The sequence below is a fragment of the Qipengyuania sp. ASV99 genome (assembly GCF_047872805.1).
Lineage (GTDB): Bacteria > Pseudomonadota > Alphaproteobacteria > Sphingomonadales > Sphingomonadaceae > Erythrobacter.
This window is the reverse complement of the sequence record NZ_JBLQUK010000010.1, coordinates 39,510-57,307: the sequence shown is the minus strand read 5'-3', so window position 1 is coordinate 57,307 and position 17,798 is coordinate 39,510. Positions and strand designations below refer to the sequence as shown.

Annotated in this window: 5 protein-coding genes; 1 reads left to right on the top strand and 4 read right to left on the bottom strand. The window is 60.3% G+C overall.

The window, feature by feature from the left end; genetic code table 11:
- Positions 1-331: 331 nt before the first annotated feature.
- From ACM64M_RS11655 to ACM64M_RS11640, 4 genes are all read right to left on the bottom strand, one after another.
- Entirely contained in the window at positions 332-3,373 is a 3,042-nt protein-coding gene (locus ACM64M_RS11655; protein ID WP_416228867.1) for a CHAT domain-containing protein, read from the bottom strand.
- Entirely contained in the window at positions 3,370-13,194 is a 9,825-nt protein-coding gene (locus tag ACM64M_RS11650) for a beta strand repeat-containing protein (protein WP_416228866.1), read from the bottom strand. Before ACM64M_RS11650 ends, ACM64M_RS11655 begins: the two co-directional genes overlap by 4 nt.
- A 15-nt stretch (positions 13,195-13,209) precedes the next feature.
- On the bottom strand, positions 13,210-14,940 hold the full coding sequence (locus ACM64M_RS11645) for a ShlB/FhaC/HecB family hemolysin secretion/activation protein (protein ID WP_416228865.1): 1,731 nt from the start codon (positions 14,938-14,940) through the stop codon (positions 13,210-13,212).
- A gap of 139 nt (positions 14,941-15,079) precedes the next feature.
- Positions 15,080-16,120 (bottom strand): bifunctional transcriptional activator/DNA repair enzyme AdaA, encoded by a 1,041-nt coding sequence (locus tag ACM64M_RS11640; protein WP_416228864.1) that lies wholly within the window; start codon positions 16,118-16,120, stop codon positions 15,080-15,082.
- A gap of 78 nt (positions 16,121-16,198) precedes the next feature.
- On the opposite strand from ACM64M_RS11640, the gene ACM64M_RS11635 reads away from it, so the two are divergent.
- Positions 16,199-17,782, top strand: coding sequence for a trypsin-like peptidase domain-containing protein (locus ACM64M_RS11635; protein ID WP_416228863.1), 1,584 nt, complete (start codon positions 16,199-16,201; stop codon positions 17,780-17,782).
- Positions 17,783-17,798: the final 16 nt, after the last annotated feature.

The following is a 17,798-nucleotide window of genomic DNA, read 5'->3' as shown; positions in this document are numbered from 1 at the left end:
CGGATAGATGTCTTTCCTACAAGCGGCTGCGCTGCGATGATCGCAGACGCTCTTTCCCATCGTCCGGCATCCCCGTAAGCGGGGCATTTCGCGTGACACTTTGGCCGGTGTCAAAGCGACGCTTTGCTGCGCAAGGGTAACATCTGAGCCCCGCCGGGTGACCGATTACGGCTATAGTGCCAAAACGGTGGTTTATGGTTTTGGACTGTGTTCCATGTGTTCCATCCTGTTGGAATTCAAATGGTCTTTGTGCTCTCTCGCCTCAGAAATTCTGGCTTGATTTCAGGTACATGGACGTATCCACCTACCTCGCCGCTTCATGCAGCAAACCTCAGTTCGCCTGAACCGGCTTCTTACCATCGCCCAATACGATAAACGCCGCCCAATAGAATGGGTGCGATGTTTGCGCATCGGCCATCAATTCGCGCTGCGCGGTGCCCAGCGAACCTGACAGGCCGTCCTCCGGCGCGCCCGAGAGCAGCCCCTGGATCAGCCTTTGCGTTGCATCGTAATCATCGGGAACTGGCCAATGGCTGGCAACGACCGCGCGCGCTCCGGCACCGACAAAGGCTCTAACCAGACCATCGAGCGCATAATTGCCGCCTCCCACAACGCCCGCATCGCGCGACGCTGCGCTGGTTGCCATACCGGCGGTGTCGCATGCCGAAAGGATCACGACATCGGCATCGAGCCGCAGGTCGAAGATTTCCTTGAAGCTGAGCAATCCGTCGGATTCGCCCGTGCCAAACGATGTCACCAACGCGGGCCGCGCGGGGCAATTGGGCTTGGGCGCGGTCACCAGACCGTGGGTCGCAAAATGAACGACGCGGTAATTGGAAAGTTCATCGCTTGACAGCAGCGCGGTATCGGAAAACTCCTCTCCCACCGCAACCTTGCTGTTTTCCTTACCGAACTTGTCCGCAGCGAAGAACAATTCCCCCGGATCGATCGGATCGCGCCAGGTGCTGAGTGTCCAGTCACACGGATCGGACGATTCAGACCGTCCCGTGGGCAAGGCGTTGGAACCGAGCCCGACATAGGCCTTTTGCGCGCGCGAAGGGGCGATCCTGCGCACATCGAGAAACCCGCGCGGACTGACCGCAATCGTGACATCGCGGGTTTTGGCCAGCCAGTCGATTTCCCGGTAATCATAGGGGTCAGCGCGGACATCTTGAGTGCGTTCGAGATAGGCATCCACCCCCTCCTGCGACGCGATGAGTGCTTGCGGCGGAAGCTGCAGCATCGGTCCATCTGGCTCGAAAATGACGTGCTTTACCTTCGCCACTTCGGCTTCGATCGGTCCAAACAGGCTAAGATACAGAGCGCGGGCGCGCTCCACATCATAGGGATAGGTCACGGTCTGCCCGGATTCGTAAACGACAATGGAATCGCGAATAAAGGCAACCGCATTGTCCACCTCACGCAGCCCAGCCTCGACCTTAAACGATCGCGCAGCATCGCGCGTGACCCACAAAGCGTAGATGTCTTGGCCGACCACCATCATTTTGTAATAGGCTTCGTCGGCGCGCAGCTCGTCCTGCAATTCGGCAAGTTCAAGCCGCGTCGGCGAGAGCGCCCGAAACCGCGGATAGTCGGACAGTTTCGAGACCAGCTTGGTCTGCTCCGCCCGCAGGTAATTGAGCGTATCATTGGCCGCAGCCAACCCTTCGACCTGCAATTGAGTAGGCTCGGTCAGCGCGGCAAGCCGGTCTGCACGCGCCTGTGTGCGGGCAATCTCGCGGCTGCGGTTGAGTGACAGGCGAAACAGCGCCGACGCTTCATCATTGCCTTCAGACATCTGCCGCGCGAGGATCGCTTGCGTCTGGGCGACCCCAGGACGCTGAAGCAATTGCGAGGCACCAAAAAACTCGGCGGTCGCGGCTGCTGAACCATCCTTCGCAAGCAGGGCAAAATAGGGCTCCAGAAGATTTTGCAGGCCGGCACCGGCATCCGAAGTGGTGCTGCTGCGATCGACAACCTGGCCAAACAGCGCGCGCGCTTCCGCAGTGCGTCCAATCCGTTCCAAGAACCCTGCCTTGCGCGCAATAGCAGCAAGCAAAACCGGCGATTGCGGATAGTCGCGAGCAATTGCGGTGGCAGCAACGTCATATGCCCTAACTGCCAGTTCGTATTGGCCCAACCCTTCGGCCACCAATGCGCGTTCAATCGCAATTTCCGATCTTAGCCAGCGCGCCGATGCCACCCGGCCATCGCGCACCGCTGCAATCCGGCTATCCGCCTTGCGAAGCAGTTCTGCGGCCTTGATCAAATCGTTCTGCTGCCTGGCAATCGACCCGGCGATGGCATCCGCCTGCGCATCAAGCAATTCCGCGCGCTCTAGCGACGCAAGGCCAAGTTCAACTCCGCCCAGCCGTTGCAGTGCGATATTTTCACGGTTGATCTGCGTGGCAAGTGGGTTGTCGATAAAACCATCGCGGATCGAGATTTCCTGTGTTTCCTGCTCAATTGTGCGCATTTCCTGCCCCAATATATCCAGCGCAGCGTCTGGAAAACGTTGGTTAATCAGGCTGATAGCGCGATAGTTGCGGATCAGACGCTGCGCCACCCCGTCGCTGCGGGTCAGCGCATTGTCAGCTTCGTTGAACAGCCGTTCAGCCGCAGCAAAATTGCCGAGATTGGATTGTTGCAGCCCCTGGTTGGCGAGCACTTCGGCAAGCACCGCCGAATTTTGTTGATCGCGCCCCGCAAGGTTTTCAAAGAACTGGCCGGATTCGGCAAAGCGCCCACTGTTGTTGCGGACATAGGCCTCGCTCAAAGCATCAAACTGACTGAGCGATCCGGCCTGAACCCGCGCAAAAGCTGCGGCATCGGCCACTTCGGTCTGCGCGACCTCGATTGTGCCGGGCAAAGTCCGATCATTATAGACCGACGCCAAAGCGATCCGCAGAACGGGATCATAGCCCGCCAGCCCTTCGGCCAGATAGGTCCGCCCGTCTTCTGTGAAGGAATAAGAGCGATAGGAGATGCCGACCGCCTGATCGGTGCAAGTGACCTTGGTGACCTCGCCAATCAGTTCGATCTGATCGGCTTGCACGGCCTCGCAGATTGCCCCTTCGCCCGCGCCACTGGGTTTTGAACCGAGAGCTTGCCCATCGCGCAGCACCAGCAACGATCCCACCGCGCCCGCCGCATCGCGGCAAGTCAGTTTGTAGGCACGGTCAAACATACCGTTGAGTCGCGCCTCGTTCGGATCGGTCTGCGCTGTGCAGCGCACCCCGGCATTGCCAATTCTGAAACTGGTCTGGATCGACAGCGGGGCATCCTGCGAAGCAGCGGGAGTGACCCATGCCGCGCCGACCCCCATCAAACCGGCAGGCGCGGCAAGGACCATCAAGATCTTGGCGATTTTCATTGCTGTGCTCCTTCGCCGCCGCTCGGCGGTGCGTCGATATCCGGATCAAGCAGTGCCGGATTGCCCGCGCCGCTGAATGGATCGGTGATGTCCCCGCGCACTTCGAGCGAGTTGGTATCGATCAGGGTTGGAGGAGGGCTGATCGGGCCAGATGCCGGACCCTGACTTTCCTCTTCCTCTTCCTCGGCGGCCTCTTCTTCGGCTTCCTCTTCCTCGGCCGCCTCTTCCTCGGATGCCTCGCCTTCGCTTTCGCCTTCCGACCCACCTTCTGCCTCGCCCGAAGAATCGTCCTCTTCGATCACGAAGTCATCGTCGCCGCCGCCATCATCGGCATTGTCGGCACCTTCACCGCTATCGGATCCCGACCCGGTGCCGGCTCCAGAATTGCCGCTCGATGAGGAACCACCCGCATCGCCCTCATCCCCGCCGCCATCTTCGCCGCCGCCATCATTGCCGCCGTCGCTGCCTGAACCTGAACCTGAGGTGCCACTGCCGGAAGTTCCACCCGTTGACGTACCTGTTCCGGCGCTCGACCCAGATCCTGATGTGATCGCACCGTTTACAGCCGCTGAGACGGTAGAGGTTGTGTCACCACTCGGCGCGACGCATCCGGTCAATTCACATCCGTTGATCTGGCTGCCTGTGCTGAACGGCGTGATCGAAGCAAAGGTGCTGATGATCGCGTCAGCTGCATCATTGCCAGTCACAGGTCCGCTCGTGCCGCCAGAAATCTGTCCGTTGATAATCATCAACAACTGGGTTTGAGATGCTGATTCAACGATCAGGCCACCAGCCTGCGAGACCGCAAATCCGGCCTGAACATCCGCGCTGCCGGTGTTCTGGATCAACAAGGCATCACCCACATTGAAGGTGACGGTCGATCCTGCAAGCACGCCTTGGGCCTGCGTCGTTGTGGTCGGCGCGTTGAACAGGGCAATCAATTGATCGGTCGTTTCATTGCCGGTAAGCGCATCAAGCAACGCAGTCTCTGCCGCGGTGATCCGGTCTGCGCTGATCGTGATCGAACCGCCATTGGCGGCAACATCCACCCCGCCTGTATCAGTCACAAGGGTAAAACTCGCCCCTGCAAACGACACGTTGAGCGGGTTGGTTGCATCTGGGTCAGTCAACTGCCCGGTCACGCGGATATCGCCGCTCGTGCTGAAAGTCAGGTCGGTGACGATTGGTGCAATGGCTTGGTCCAGGGTGCCAACCTGGATTTCAATCCCGTTAGGATTGGCCACAGAGTTGATCGAAATCTTACCTGCAAGCAAGCGCTGGAGTGTCGCTGTATCAAGCGCGTAGCCCGCAAACTCCGGGTCTGCACCACCGCCGAAGAACAATCCGGCTGTATTGGTGGAATTGAGCGCGATAGTGCCCGATGCTCCTGCCTCAATCATGCCATCCGGCGTGATCTGAAGCGTCGGCGAAGTGATACTTGCGGCGCTGGTCTGCCAGATCCCTTGAACGATGGTTGCCCCGCTTGAGCGGGTCGTCATCGTTCCGGCTGTCAGATTGCCGAACTGAATAGAGCCGCTTGCATCCAGATTGAGCGCGCCGGTCACGTTGGTCAGCCCGCCAGATGCAATATCGCCGCTGCGCGCAACCGCACTGAATGCGTTCGCGCTCACATCCGAAAGCTGGATCAGGCCCAGCGCATTGAGATCGACCGCGCCGCTCACATCGGTCAGGCCGCCAAGCGTAATATCGCCGCCGCGTGCAACCGCGCTCAGCGTATTTGCGCTCACATCGAGCAGTTGCACAGAGCCGCCCGCATCCAGCATGCCCGCCCCGCTCAGCGCAATTGCGCCCAGCGCGGATATGTCACCCGTCCCAGTCGCAGCCGTAAGCGATCCAGCGCTAACTTCGCCAAGCGCAATCGCGCCCGAGGCATCAAGGTCGACAGCGCCGCTCACATCGGTCAGACCGCTCAGGTCAATATCGCCGCCGCGCGCCAGTGCCGTCAGCGATGCCGCGCTGACATCGCCCAGCGCAATCATCCCCGCCGCATCCAGCGCCAGCGCGCCGCTCACCGCCAGCGGCGTCAGCGCCGTGATATCGCCCGCGCCTGAACGCGCCGTCAGCGCGCCTGCCGTAATGTTGTCCAGCGCAATCGAGCCTGCCGTGTCCAGATCGACCAGACCGGCCACTGCCACCGCATCACTGAACGACAAGCTGCCCGTCTCCGACACCAGCGTCAGCGTGCCCGCTGTAACACCGGCCAACCCAATCGCTCCCGCAGCGGTCAGGTCAATACCGTTCGTTGCAACCAGCGCGCCCGAAGCGGTAATCTCTTCTTCCTGCGACACTGCAAGCAGCGATCCCGCGCTCACATCCGAAAGCTGGATCAGGCCCAGAGCATTCAGATTGAGCGCGCCGTTCACATCGGTCAGACCGCCAAGCGTAAGGTCGCCGCCGCGTGCAACCGCGCTCAGCGTATTTGCGCTCACATCGAGCAGTTGCACAGAGCCGCCCGCGTCGAACGTCCCCGCTCCGCTCAGCGCAATCGCACCAAGCGCGGATATGTCATCCGTCCCAGTCGCAGCCGTAAGCGATCCAGCGCTAACTTCGCCAAGCGCAATCGCGCCCGCTGCGTCAAGGTCGACAGCGCCGTTCACATCGGTCAGACCGCTGAGGCCGATATCGCCGCCACGCGCCAGTGCTGTCAGTGACGCCGCACTGACATCGCCCAGCGCAATCATCCCCGCCGCATCCAGCACCAGCGCGCCGGTGAGAATTATCGTTCCATCTGACGTGATGTCCCCAGCCAGCGACGTTGCCGTCAGCGAAATAGCGTCGACGCTACCCAGCAGGATCGAATCCGGGGTTGTTATCGCGATCGTTCCAGAACCTGCGGAAAGCGTGCCGGTTTCGACCGAGCCGGTGGCTGCGCTCAAATCAATGGCTGGCGCGGACACATTGCCCAGCACAATTGCGCCGGCTGCATCGACACTCACCGAACCCGCTGAATTGAGTGTCGTTTGAGTCACTACATCGCCGGCTGTTGCAATTAGCGATGTCGCCTCACTCGTGCTGAGAACACCGGGTTCTTCCGGGGGCGCAAGCGGGTCCGCTTCAGGCAAGACAAACGACCCCGCCATCAGGTTGAACAACCGAGCCGTGAGGGTCGATGCCGCGTCGAGTGCCAGGCTTACTTCTCCCGGAGTAACGACGTTGATCGTGTCGGACACAAGTGTCGCATTGCTCAGAGTGAATTCAAACGGTGACGCCGGCAAAGTGATCGGGTTCCCCAGACCGTCAAAGCCCATTGCAGAAGGCGCCGCGCTTCCGAAAAGGTCAATGTCGACCGCCCCGATACTGACATCGGACTGTTCGATTGTGAGATTTCCACCGGTTGCAAAGAAGCTTGTGCCGGGATTGGCTCCGGTTCCTCCCTGCCCTCGCGATTGCATCAGCAATGTGCCGAGATTGAGACTTCCGCGACCCGGATTTTCGAAGGCCTGCGTCACGAGGGTGGAGAGGAAGCCGCCCTCGCCATCGCCGCCATTGCCTGCGATGGGACCGTCGCCCCCGTTGCCCCCGGTACCGTTGGCGGTGATGCTGACACTATCCGCAGTCACATCCGCGCCGCGTACCAGCAGGCTGTAGAACCCACCCATGGCAAATCCACCGTCGCCGCCGGTGCCCGTCGAAGCGTTTCCACCATTGCCGCCGAAATTCTCGGCAATGACTATGACACTCGCGAAGCTGGCTGACCCTTCCGGCGGATTGGGCACCGAACCACCACTGGCGGTGCCGAATTGCAGCGAGCCACCGTCGGCAATGCCGCCCACGCCGCCGTTGATGCCGTTGCCGCCATCGCCGCCGCGCGCTGAAATCGCAACGAGCGTGGAACCTGTGACTTCCAGCACGCCGTTTATTGCCCGGCCAAACACAAATCCGTCCATGCCGGTCGCTGCCCCGCCTGCACCGCCATCGCCTGACCCAGTCGAATTGCCCCCTTCGCCGCCAAGGCTCAAGGTGTCGATCATGAGGCTGCCTATCGAGACAAGCGTGCTTACACCGCCCGGATTGTTGCGCGCACCCACATCGAAAGTGCCGCCCATAGCGCTGCCGCCAGTTCCACCCTCGAGCCCAATCACGCCGTCGCCGCCGATCACTCGGCCGGTCAGCGATAGAGTGCCGTTAACTGACAGAATGCTGCCCCCAGCTGAAAACCGCAGGACTCCCCCAAGAGCATCGCCACCAAACAGGCCCGCGCCGCCTTCCGCAATCGTTTCAAGCTCGACATTGCCGTCGACCAGAATGTCTCCTGCCGCAGGGGCACCGAGAATTTCTGCATTCCCACCATTGCCGGTCCCGCCAACTCCCGTAGGCGCAAAACCGCCGGTGGCCCGGCTGGCCATGGAGACATCGCCTGTTATGGCGAAGGCACCCGGAGTTACTGATATGATCCTTGCAAGGTTGCTTGTCGCAGTCCCGCCGTCACCGCCCTGATCACCGCCATCGCCACCCGATGCCGCAGTAACTGCGGAGAAATTGCCAGTGAACGCACCGGAGCCAGCGGTGTTACCGACATTAAGCAAAAACTCTGTACGGTTTGAGGTGGCGTCGCCGCCGCGCCCGGCGCCGGCACCAAGAATGGACCCGCCAGTTGCCGTAGAAGACAACTGGAAATTCGGTGCATTAACAACCGTGTTGCCGAACAGATTGGCAAAGGATAATCCCGACGCCGCTGCGCCTGCATTGCCGGATGCAGCATCGCCGCCAACGGCCAAGTTGCTCACCGAAATGGCACCGTTTGCATCGACGTTGGAATTGTTAAAGAAAATTCCGGCTTGCTGGGCGCTGGCTGCGCCGCCTATCCCGCCGACCGCAGTGCCCGATGCGCCGCCGAATGCCGATGCTGCAATGCTTATTCCACCTGCAACGGTCACATTGGAATCGGTAAAATTCGGTGAAAGATTCATGGACTGTGCGGAACCGCCAGTCTCTCCGCTGCCGCCATGCGCCTCTGCGATGATGTCGAGCTGCGATCCTAGTGAAATTGTCGATGTGCCGAAGTTCAGAGAGAAACTTCCGCTCAGCACATCACCGCCGGTGCTGCCCGCTCCTGCTGAGCCATTCCCGCCGACCAATTCAAAACGCAAATCGTCAATCGCAAGATCGGCTACCGAATCGTTGATATTGAAACTGCTGAAATTGCCATTGGCATTGCCCCCCCGACCGAGCAGCGTGCCCGGGGCTGCGGAGCCGCCAATTGCTCGCGACACGAACGACAAGCGGCCAAGATCCACAGTTGAATTGTTCACATCTACGTTGATGAAACCGGCGACGGCGTCGCCGCCGACGCCCTCGTCAGCCTCAGCGTTACCGGCAACAGTGTTGAGGCGAAGGATCAAAGGGTTGCCAATTTCGTCGGGCAGATTGATCGCCGATCCATTGTGTACGAACAGATTGATCCTGCCCCCATTGGCATTGCCGCCAAATCCGCTGCCAATCCCGCCGATTGCGTCAACAGACATGAAATCCAGCTCGCCCAGCTCGGCCCTGCCTTGTGTGTTTGATGAAAGGACAGTGAAAGCCCCGCCATTACCCACCTCAAGAGAAACAGAGCCGCCAACCGCGTTGCCAGCACCCGAACCAGCATCGTTCCCGCCTCGCGCATCGGCGGATATGCTCAGTTCGCCAGTCATCCCGGCTGCTCCGGCTTCAAGAACAAAGACATTGCTGTTGCCGCCGGTGGCAGACCCACCGACGCCGGCGACTGCATCACTCATAAGCCGAGTGACGCCGCTAACCGCGAAAGTGCTCGAACTCACAAAGATTGTCGAATTTCCGCCTTGCACCGACAGTCCCGAAAGATCGCCCGACAGATCGACCCCGGAATCAATGGTCAGATTTCCGCCGATACTGATGGCGCTCATACCCGACTGGGGGTTCACTGAAGCGTTGCCGCCTACGACAATGCCATCATTGTTGGCGTCGCGCGTCGCGCGCGCCGCTATGCGTGCGTTGCCGCCAATCACAATTTGCGATCCGCCAAACGCATTGAGCGAAGCGCCGCCAGCGTCCTGACCAAAATCGGGACCAATCGAACTCAATTCGACATCGCCTGCTACATTGAGCGTGGAAGCCAGGGCTGTGTTGAAATCTTCATTTGCGCTCAGGAACGCGCCGCTACCGGACAGGCGCACATCGCCCAGCACGTTCATGTCCGCGTCCTGAAGATTCACATTGACGGTGCCGCCGCCCCCTGCCCCGCCCGCGCCATCAACCGATCTGCTGACAAACGAGAAGTCCGAATTGACATTGACCAGACTTCGCGTCGCAAAAAACAGCAATGTGCTTGTTTCAATTCCGCCGTCAGCGCCAAGCCCGTCGGCCGAACCGCTGCCAGCAATAAGATCGGTCAAGCTGTCTTCGAAGGCGACGTTCACATCGGCATCAAAGAACGCAATCTGGGTAAAGCCGTTGCTCGCAAGGCCGCCGCTGCTGCGTTGCGCAAGTGACAGGGCAGATCCGCCTCTGGCCAAATTCTGGATCGACAATCTGCCAAGGTTCGCACTGCTGCCGTTCACATCGATCGTAATCTGACCGAGCCGCGCATCGCCGCCCAATGCATCGCTGGCCTCGGTATCGCCGCCGATTGCGGTGTTGCGCAGGATCAGCGGCGCTCCGGCTTCATCGGGCAATGACAGGCTGCCGCCATTGCTGGCGCGGATAGCGATGCTGCCGAACACTGCGACGCCGCCATTGCCGTCAAAGCCGGTCGCACCAATTACTTCGTTGGAAACAAAGTCAAATTCACCAAAATCGTTGGCGCTCAGCACTGTGATGTCGGCGCCAAAGGACGCGTCGATTGACTGGTTCCCGCCAACCGCGTTTCCGCCGCCGTTGCCAATGTCCTGACCGCCTTGCGCGCCTGCGGACATATTAAGTTGGCCGATAGTCAGCGACGAACCAACTCCATTGGAAAAAACGAAGTTGGTTCCGCCGGTCGCGTCTCCGCCCGGACTTCCAACAGCGTCAGACAAGCTTCGAACAAGCCCGCCCGCGACAATGTTTCCGCCTGATGAAACGCTGACCTGAGTGGTCCCGCCTTCAGCTGAAAGACCCGGTAAGGCAGCGCTCAGATCAGCACTTGCATCCAGCGAAAGATCACCGCCGATGAGCAACAGGCTGCCAGCAGTCCCGACGTTTGCAGATGCGTTGCCGCCCCGGCCAACCATATCAAGGTTGCCGTCATTTGTAGCGCGAGCAAACAGCCCCGCATTTCCAGCGATGTTAAGTGTGGATCCTTCCGAAACCGAAAGCATGGCGCTCCCGGCGTCGTTGCTGAACGACTGGCCCAAGGCCGTGAGTTCAACGTCGCCAGCAATGGTGAGGTCGGAGGGCGTAAACTCGAAAAAATCAAAGATTGCGAACAGCAATGCGTTGCTGCCGGTCAGGTTCACATCGCCCAGCACGTTCACCTCGCCGCCCTGAACTTCGACGACCACATCGCCGCCTCCGCGCAGCCCGGTGCGATCAGTGGCGAGGCTGGTGAAGGAGAGGTCGGAATTTACATTAACCTGACTGCGATTGGCGACGAAGATTGTTGAATTTACGGCCATCGGGCCGTCGAGACCAAGCCCATCGGTCGACCCGAGACCTGCAATTGCCTCCGACAGATTGTCTTCAAATGCGACCGACCCGACCGAATCGGTGAACAGAACGTTGATAAGGCCGCCTGTGACGCTGCCCCCATCCGAGAATTGAGCCAATGGCAAGGCCGAACCACCCTGCACCAGACTTCGTATGGAAAGCCTGCCGAGATTGCCCGTGCCGCCAATGATTTCGATACGAAAGTCGCCAAGTGCAGCGCTCCCGCCTTGCGCAAAGCTCGCTGAGGTGTTGCCGCCGATGGCTGTGTTGCGAATGACCAGCGGAGAGCCAACCTCATCGGGCAAGGACAGGGTGCCGGAATTGAACAGCGAGACATTCGTGAAGCCCGACTGTGCGTTGCCGCCATTGCCGCTGATGCCGATCCCGCCAATCGCCGAATTCGAAAGAAAATCGAGCTCTCCCAACGCCGCATTGCCGGTGGAGTTGGCCCGCAGCACCGTAAGATCAGAACCGGTTCCATCAACAAAGATGCTGACGCTGCCGGCCTCGGCATTGCCTGCGCCTCCGCCGAACCCGCTGTCATCGCCGCCGATTGCGTTGGCGGTGACATTAAGTTCGCCAGTGGTGATCGACCCGCCACTGTTGACTGATACAGTGCTGATACCCGCCCGAGCATTTCCGCCTTGCGTGCCAATCGCATCGGCGCGAACCCGGGTCACACCGCCTACATTGATCAGCGCGCCGTCCTGCGCGGACACGTCGACAAAACCGCCTTGTGCCAGCAAGGGAAGCGAAGGCCAGAGCATCGAAATATCGACGCTGCTGTCCAGGATCAGATCCTGACCGACAAGCAATTGCGCGCCTATTCCGGCTACGGACACATTGGCCGACGCGCTCCGCACAACCCCGTCCCCGGACGCGTCGAATTGTGCACGTGAGACCAGGTTAAGCGAACCATCAATCACCGCCGAAGCGCCGACAGACACGCCGAAAAATACACCGTCAACATCGCTCTCGATCCCCGGCGAATCCGCAATCAATGACAAATCGCCGCCCACCATCAGGTTTGCGCCGAAGCCAACGTTGGCGCTCGCATTGGAAGCAGCGAAATTCGCATCGCCACGGAAAGTCGTGACATTGTTCAACTGGATATTGACGAATTCAGAAGCACGCGCCTGGACATTGGATTTAAACAGGACTTCGGGGGTTCCCAGTCCGAGATCATTATTAGAGATGAAGATCCCCGCGCTGCCGAAACCTGCAGGGAACCCTTCGATCTGTCCGGCAGTGATATTTTGTCCAGCCGAAAGCACAACGACGTCGCCGTCGAGGCTGGCCGATTGCGCAATATCGAACCCCAGCTCTGTGCCGCCCTGAATTAGCATGGTGACGCCATTGTTTTTCGGAATGGCAACCATATACACGCGGTGATTGTCGCCCGCGCCGCTGCTGCCGGGACCACCGGTGATGCCGTAATGCTCGATCGCCGAAGACGAATCAGTGCCAACGGTAACCTGAATGTCGAACAGGCCATCGGGGCTGAATGTGATGGTGCCAGCTTCGCCAGCGACCAGCGCCGCCTGACCGTTGACCGCAATATCACCAAACTGAAGAATACGCGGAGCAAAGGCTGCAACATAGCTGCCTTCGGACAGAGCATTGATAACCGCACCGGGATCGATCACGATCTCCACACCAGACTGCGATTGCTGAAACGCAACCTGATTGTTGACAATGAAATTGCCCATGCCATCGGTCATGGGTTCGGCAGTCGTCAGGCCTAGGTTGCCAACATCGAAAACCGCATTGCCGCCTATGACTATCCCGCCAGGCGTATAGAAGAACACCGTTCCGCCTGGTGTGCTGCCGATCCCGTCCTGGATGCGCGAAATGATGTTTCCATCAAGGATGATGCGGCGCGTGATTTCGCTCGGCAAGATGCGGTTGAGCACCGCGAAATCAGTCACTCCGACATCGTTGGTGAAGGTCGCCGTGGTTCCCGGTGCCTGAAACAGGATATCGGTGAACGGCAGCGGGTCATTGTCATCCGGGGTCCAATCGATCACCGCGCTGGATGATTGGAGCGTGATATCGGTCGTGCCTGTCCCTTCGACAATCGTCGCACTTCCCTCGACAACAACGCCGGTGCCCTGGAACGATTGCGCCTGAGCCGTGCCCGCCGCCAGCATCAGGCCGGTCGAAAGCGCCAATGCCGAACATTGCGAAAGCTTCAGTTGAGATTTGTAGGCCATGGCGAAATTTCCCGGCTATATACTGGCGGTAAGGGTAAAGAGTACGCGGACATCGCCGCGCTCGGTCTGCAGTCCAGCGCGTTTCAAGGGCACCGCAACGAGCGCGTCCAATCCGAACCGACCGCCGAAATAAACCCGCGCGCCCGCGCCGGCCGAATAGAGATCGTCATCCAGATCAGGAGCCTCGTTCCAGACCTTTGCCAGATCAAAGAATGCATAGGGCTGCACCGCAAAGTCACCGACCGCTTGCGTCGCAGTACGCAATTCGGTGGTCACGCCCGCGCCGCTGTCGCCGATGATCGTGCCCGGCGCATACCCTCGCCCGACGGTGAAATTGCCCGCAGCGAATTCTTCAAAGCCAAACAATCCGCCGCCAAGAGAAATTTGCGCACGCGGTCTGATCGACAAGGCAACCAGTTCGCTGAGCGAAAATTCGGCGGCGGCATTGGCGCGAATGACCGAACCTGTCGGTTCGCCGTCCACTCGCCCCGGATTGACCTGACCAGCAGGGCAGGCCGGGCCAAGGCACACTTTTGATGCCCCAAATATGTCCAGGCCCTGACGAAACTCGATCGACGCCGATGTCTGATAACGCGGCGCGCGGCGTTTAAGATCGATTTGGTCAAATTCGAATTTGAGCCACCCCACACGGAGCCGATCACGCGACAACGGCACAAAGAAATCGACATCCTGATTGACGTAATCAAAGCCCGCGCTGACCGACAGATTTTGCCCCTGCGTGCGCTTCAAGGGATAGCTCGCCGAAATGCCGGCAAACAAAGTCTCTGCTTTCAAATCAGCAACCGGCACACCCAATGCCGCAGCCGTGCCCAGATCAGGCGAAGTCCAAGCATAGGTGAATTGTCCCGCCACGGTCAGACCATCGCCGCCGGGCCGGAATTCATGCGCGGCCTGAATGACGTGTTGTTCGGAAAAATCGCTGCTGGCGAAATAGGACAGCGAGGTCGCATCGCCCATTCCGGTCAGTCCGAAAAATTGCGCCCGCACCTGCCCGCCAATTGGTCCGGTGGCCTCGGCTCCGTAATTCTGGATGGCGATGTCGAACGAGCTCTTTTGCCGCAGCACCGTGACTTCACCAATCAGATCGCCCGGCTCGCCATCGGCTGGACGCAAGGTCAGGTTGACCGTGTATCCGGGCAGGTCGCGCGCCAGCAGCAGATAACGCTCGGCCAGATTGCGATCAAAGATTTCCTCTTCGGCAAGCCGTCCAAGATATTGCTGAAGCTTGGCCTCTGCCCCGCGGGTTTCGCCCTGCGCACGCACGGCTGTGATCCGGCCATAAAGGACTTCGAATGTGACAATCCCATCCTCTATCCGTTGAGTAGGCACCTGTGTTGCGGCGAGATAACCCTTGTTGCGTAGGATCGTGGCGGCGGCGTCACGAATCTCGCACAGGATTGCAACCGGTTGCTCCTGACCAGCAAAGGGCCGCCACGCCGGCTCAAGTTCTTGCGCGGTCGCGCCCTTTAGCCCGTTGAACACAACTTCGCTGATGGTCAGCGTGACTTCCGAATATTGCGGATCGGCCAGCGCGCAAGGCGAACGTTCGATCCCACCTTTGATCGTCAGTTTGGGCGGAGGCAAAGCTTCGGGACGCGATATTCCCTGCAATTCTTCGCGGGTGGGTGCGACAATCTGCGCATCTGCCTGCGACGCAGCACCGATCGTTAAAGGGACAAGCGCAAAGGCCAGTCGCCCGGTAAAACAGGACTTGTTCGACGTCATTTTCCCCCCGACCCAGCAGCTCACCCTGTGATTGTAAGGTGGCCCCAACCACCGCAATCAGGCACCGCTGAGAGAAGTCCGGGTCGTCGAATTTGCGGGCGAAGTCAAATTCATTCGCTATCGAACTCAGGAATATCCGCTAAAAAATCAATCCCTCACGCCTGAGCAGTTCCGACTTGATGTCAGGCCCGAATGCATATCCGCCAAGGCTTCCGCTCGCCTGCACCACCCGGTGGCACGGGATCAGCACGGCGATATTGTTCGCGCCATTCGCCCCGCCGACCGCTCGGCTGGCCTTGGGGTTGCCGAGCGCAGCAGCCAGTTCGCCGTAACTGCGCGTCTCGCCCGCCGGGATGCGGCGCAATTCTGACCACACACGCTGTTGAAATGCAGTGCCCTTCACGTCGAGCGGGATGGCGGAGGCGTCACTGCCCGGCTCTTCGACCGCCGCGACCACCTGCGCGAACAGCGCGGAGAAATCGACGCCTGCCTTGCGCAATTCGGCGCTTGGAAAGCGCTTGCGCAGTTCAGCCTCGCCCTCATTAAAGGAGAGGCAGCACACGCCCTTGTCGGTTGCCGCGACCAGCATTGCGCCCAAAGACGTCGGTATGACGCTCCAATGCAAGGTGCGCCCCGCGCCACCATTGCTCCAATCGCTGGCGGTCATGCCCAGCTTTCCTTTCGTATCGTCATAAAACCGTGACGGCGCTGAATAGCCCGCCTCGTACAGCGCGTCCGTAACGCTCGCACCGCCTTTCAGCGCAGTCCGCACCCGTTCCTCACGCAGCGCCCTTGCAAAGGCAGCGGGGGAAAGGCCTACGGTGCGTTTGAACAGACGCTGGAAATGCGTCGGCGAATAACCAGTCAGGTCGGCCAATTGATCGAGTGTCATCGCGCCATTGGCGCGGATCGCGGCGATGGCAGCGAGTACGCAGGCTTCCTCAGCGCTTTGGGTGTTGGGCGAGCAGCGCTTGCACGCGCGCAGACCTGCTGCCTCGGCCTCTGCCGGACCAGCGTAGAACCGGACATTGCGGCGATGCGGCGCGCGCGCCGGACAGGACGGGCGGCAATAGATGCCCGTCGAATGGACGCCGGTAACAAAGGCGCCGTCATAGCGGCGGTCCTTGGCCAGCGCGATTCCCCAGCGCTCCGCATCGGTTAGGTTTGATGTGTCTGTCATGGTGCTCTTTTCGCAGCGCAGTAACTTAAGCGCATCCCGGAGCTTGCGGTCAATCTCATGCCCGGCATAAAGAGGGTGATGACACGCTTTCCCCGATTGCTGCTCGCGCTGTTGACGCTGGCGCTGACCACTCTGCCTGCGGCTGCAGACAACACCGATATTGATGCTGCCGCGCGCGGAGTTGTGCGGGTGGTCCTGATCGACAGCAGCGGGGGCGAAGTGGTTCCCGTTACGCATGGCACCGGCTTTGCCGTGACGCCGACGATGATCGTAACCAATGCTCACGTCATCCGCGAAGCCTTGCAGGATGACACGTTGCGGATCGGGATCGTGCCGAGTGAGGGCGATGCAGGGACCTTCGCCACTCCTATCGCGGTAAGCCCCCGCAACGATCTGGCGCTGTTGGAGATCACCGACGGCACCCTGCGCCTGCCTCCGCTGACGATTGCGGGCGGCGTTTCGGGCGATATGGGCGAGGTTTCGGCGGTCGGTTACCCGATGAATGTCGATCTTGCGCAGGGCCTTGAAATTCGAGACATTTTTCGCGCGCAGCCGCCGGTCAAAAGCCGCGGGTTTCTGTCAGGTGAACGTCCGAGCCGACAGTTCGACACAATCCTCCACACGGCCCCCATTGCGCGCGGCAATTCGGGTGGGCCGCTGCTCGACGGATGCGGGCGGGTGCTGGGGGTCAATTCCTTTGGCGCGGATTCGGACGGATCGGATGCGGAGTTCTATTTCGCCGTGTCCTTGCGCGAATTGATGCCGTTCTTGCGCGAAAGCGGTGTCGAGCCGTCGGTCAACGCACTGCCGTGCACCTCAATCGACGAATTGAACGCTGCTGAACGGGCGCGTTTCGATGCCCAGCGTGCCGAAGCGCAGCAGCGGCTGGCAACGGTTGAGGCAGACCGGCGCGAGGCGCGTTCCGAGGCGCGGTTGCAGGCGCAGATCGAAGTGCTGGAGGCGCGCGACAATGCGATGGCACTGGCGATGGTGCTGCTGCTGGTCGGGATCGGCGCGGGCTATGCAGCAGCGCAATATCGCAAGGGCCAGGTGGACAATCCTGACTATCGCAGCCGCGCGATGATCGCCGCCGGAGTAGCGGGCGCGGCGTTCGTGGGAACGGTGCTGGTATGGATCACGCGGCCCGGCTTTAACGAAATTGAGGAGCGCGTTGCCACGATCATGGGCGAAAATGGCGAACAGCCCGCCAGGGATGATCCTTCGACAGCGCTGGTTAGCGATGGCACGCTGATTTGCACCTTGGTGCCCGACCGCAGCCGCATCACCGGAGCGCGCACCGATGATGTTGAATTTGACTGGAATGCCGACGGATGTGTCAATAGCCGCACGCAATATGGCATGGTTAGCGGCGAATGGACGCGGGTGTTGGTGCCGGACGATGAAGCCGCAGTCTCGGTCAACACCTATGACCCGGACACGCGCACATTCCGCACCGATCGGTACCTGCTTGGGCGCACCCAGATTGAGGCGGCGCGCGCGGCGCGGGACGAATATGACCCCCCGGCCTGCGGCGTCGGCAATGCCCAGATTACTCTGGGCGAGCAGCAGAGCGCCCTGTTGGCGTTGTTGCCGGACCGCCCGAATGAACGGCTGGTCTACAGCTGCGAACCAAAGCGGGCCGGGATGATCGGCGGGGAGTGAGCGTCCGTCGCACTTG

Excerpts from the sequence above, each read along its gene's own strand:
- ACM64M_RS11645 (WP_416228865.1), bottom strand. The coding sequence starts at position 14,940 with ATGACGTCGAACAAGTCCTGTTTTACCGGGCGACTGGCCTTTGCGCTT.
- ACM64M_RS11635 (WP_416228863.1), top strand. The coding sequence starts at position 16,199 with ATGACACGCTTTCCCCGATTGCTGCTCGCGCTGTTGACGCTGGCGCTG.
- ACM64M_RS11640 (WP_416228864.1), bottom strand. The coding sequence starts at position 16,120 with ATGACAGACACATCAAACCTAACCGATGCGGAGCGCTGGGGAATCGCG.
- ACM64M_RS11655 (WP_416228867.1), bottom strand. The coding sequence starts at position 3,373 with ATGAAAATCGCCAAGATCTTGATGGTCCTTGCCGCGCCTGCCGGTTTG.
- ACM64M_RS11650 (WP_416228866.1), bottom strand. The coding sequence starts at position 13,194 with ATGGCCTACAAATCTCAACTGAAGCTTTCGCAATGTTCGGCATTGGCG.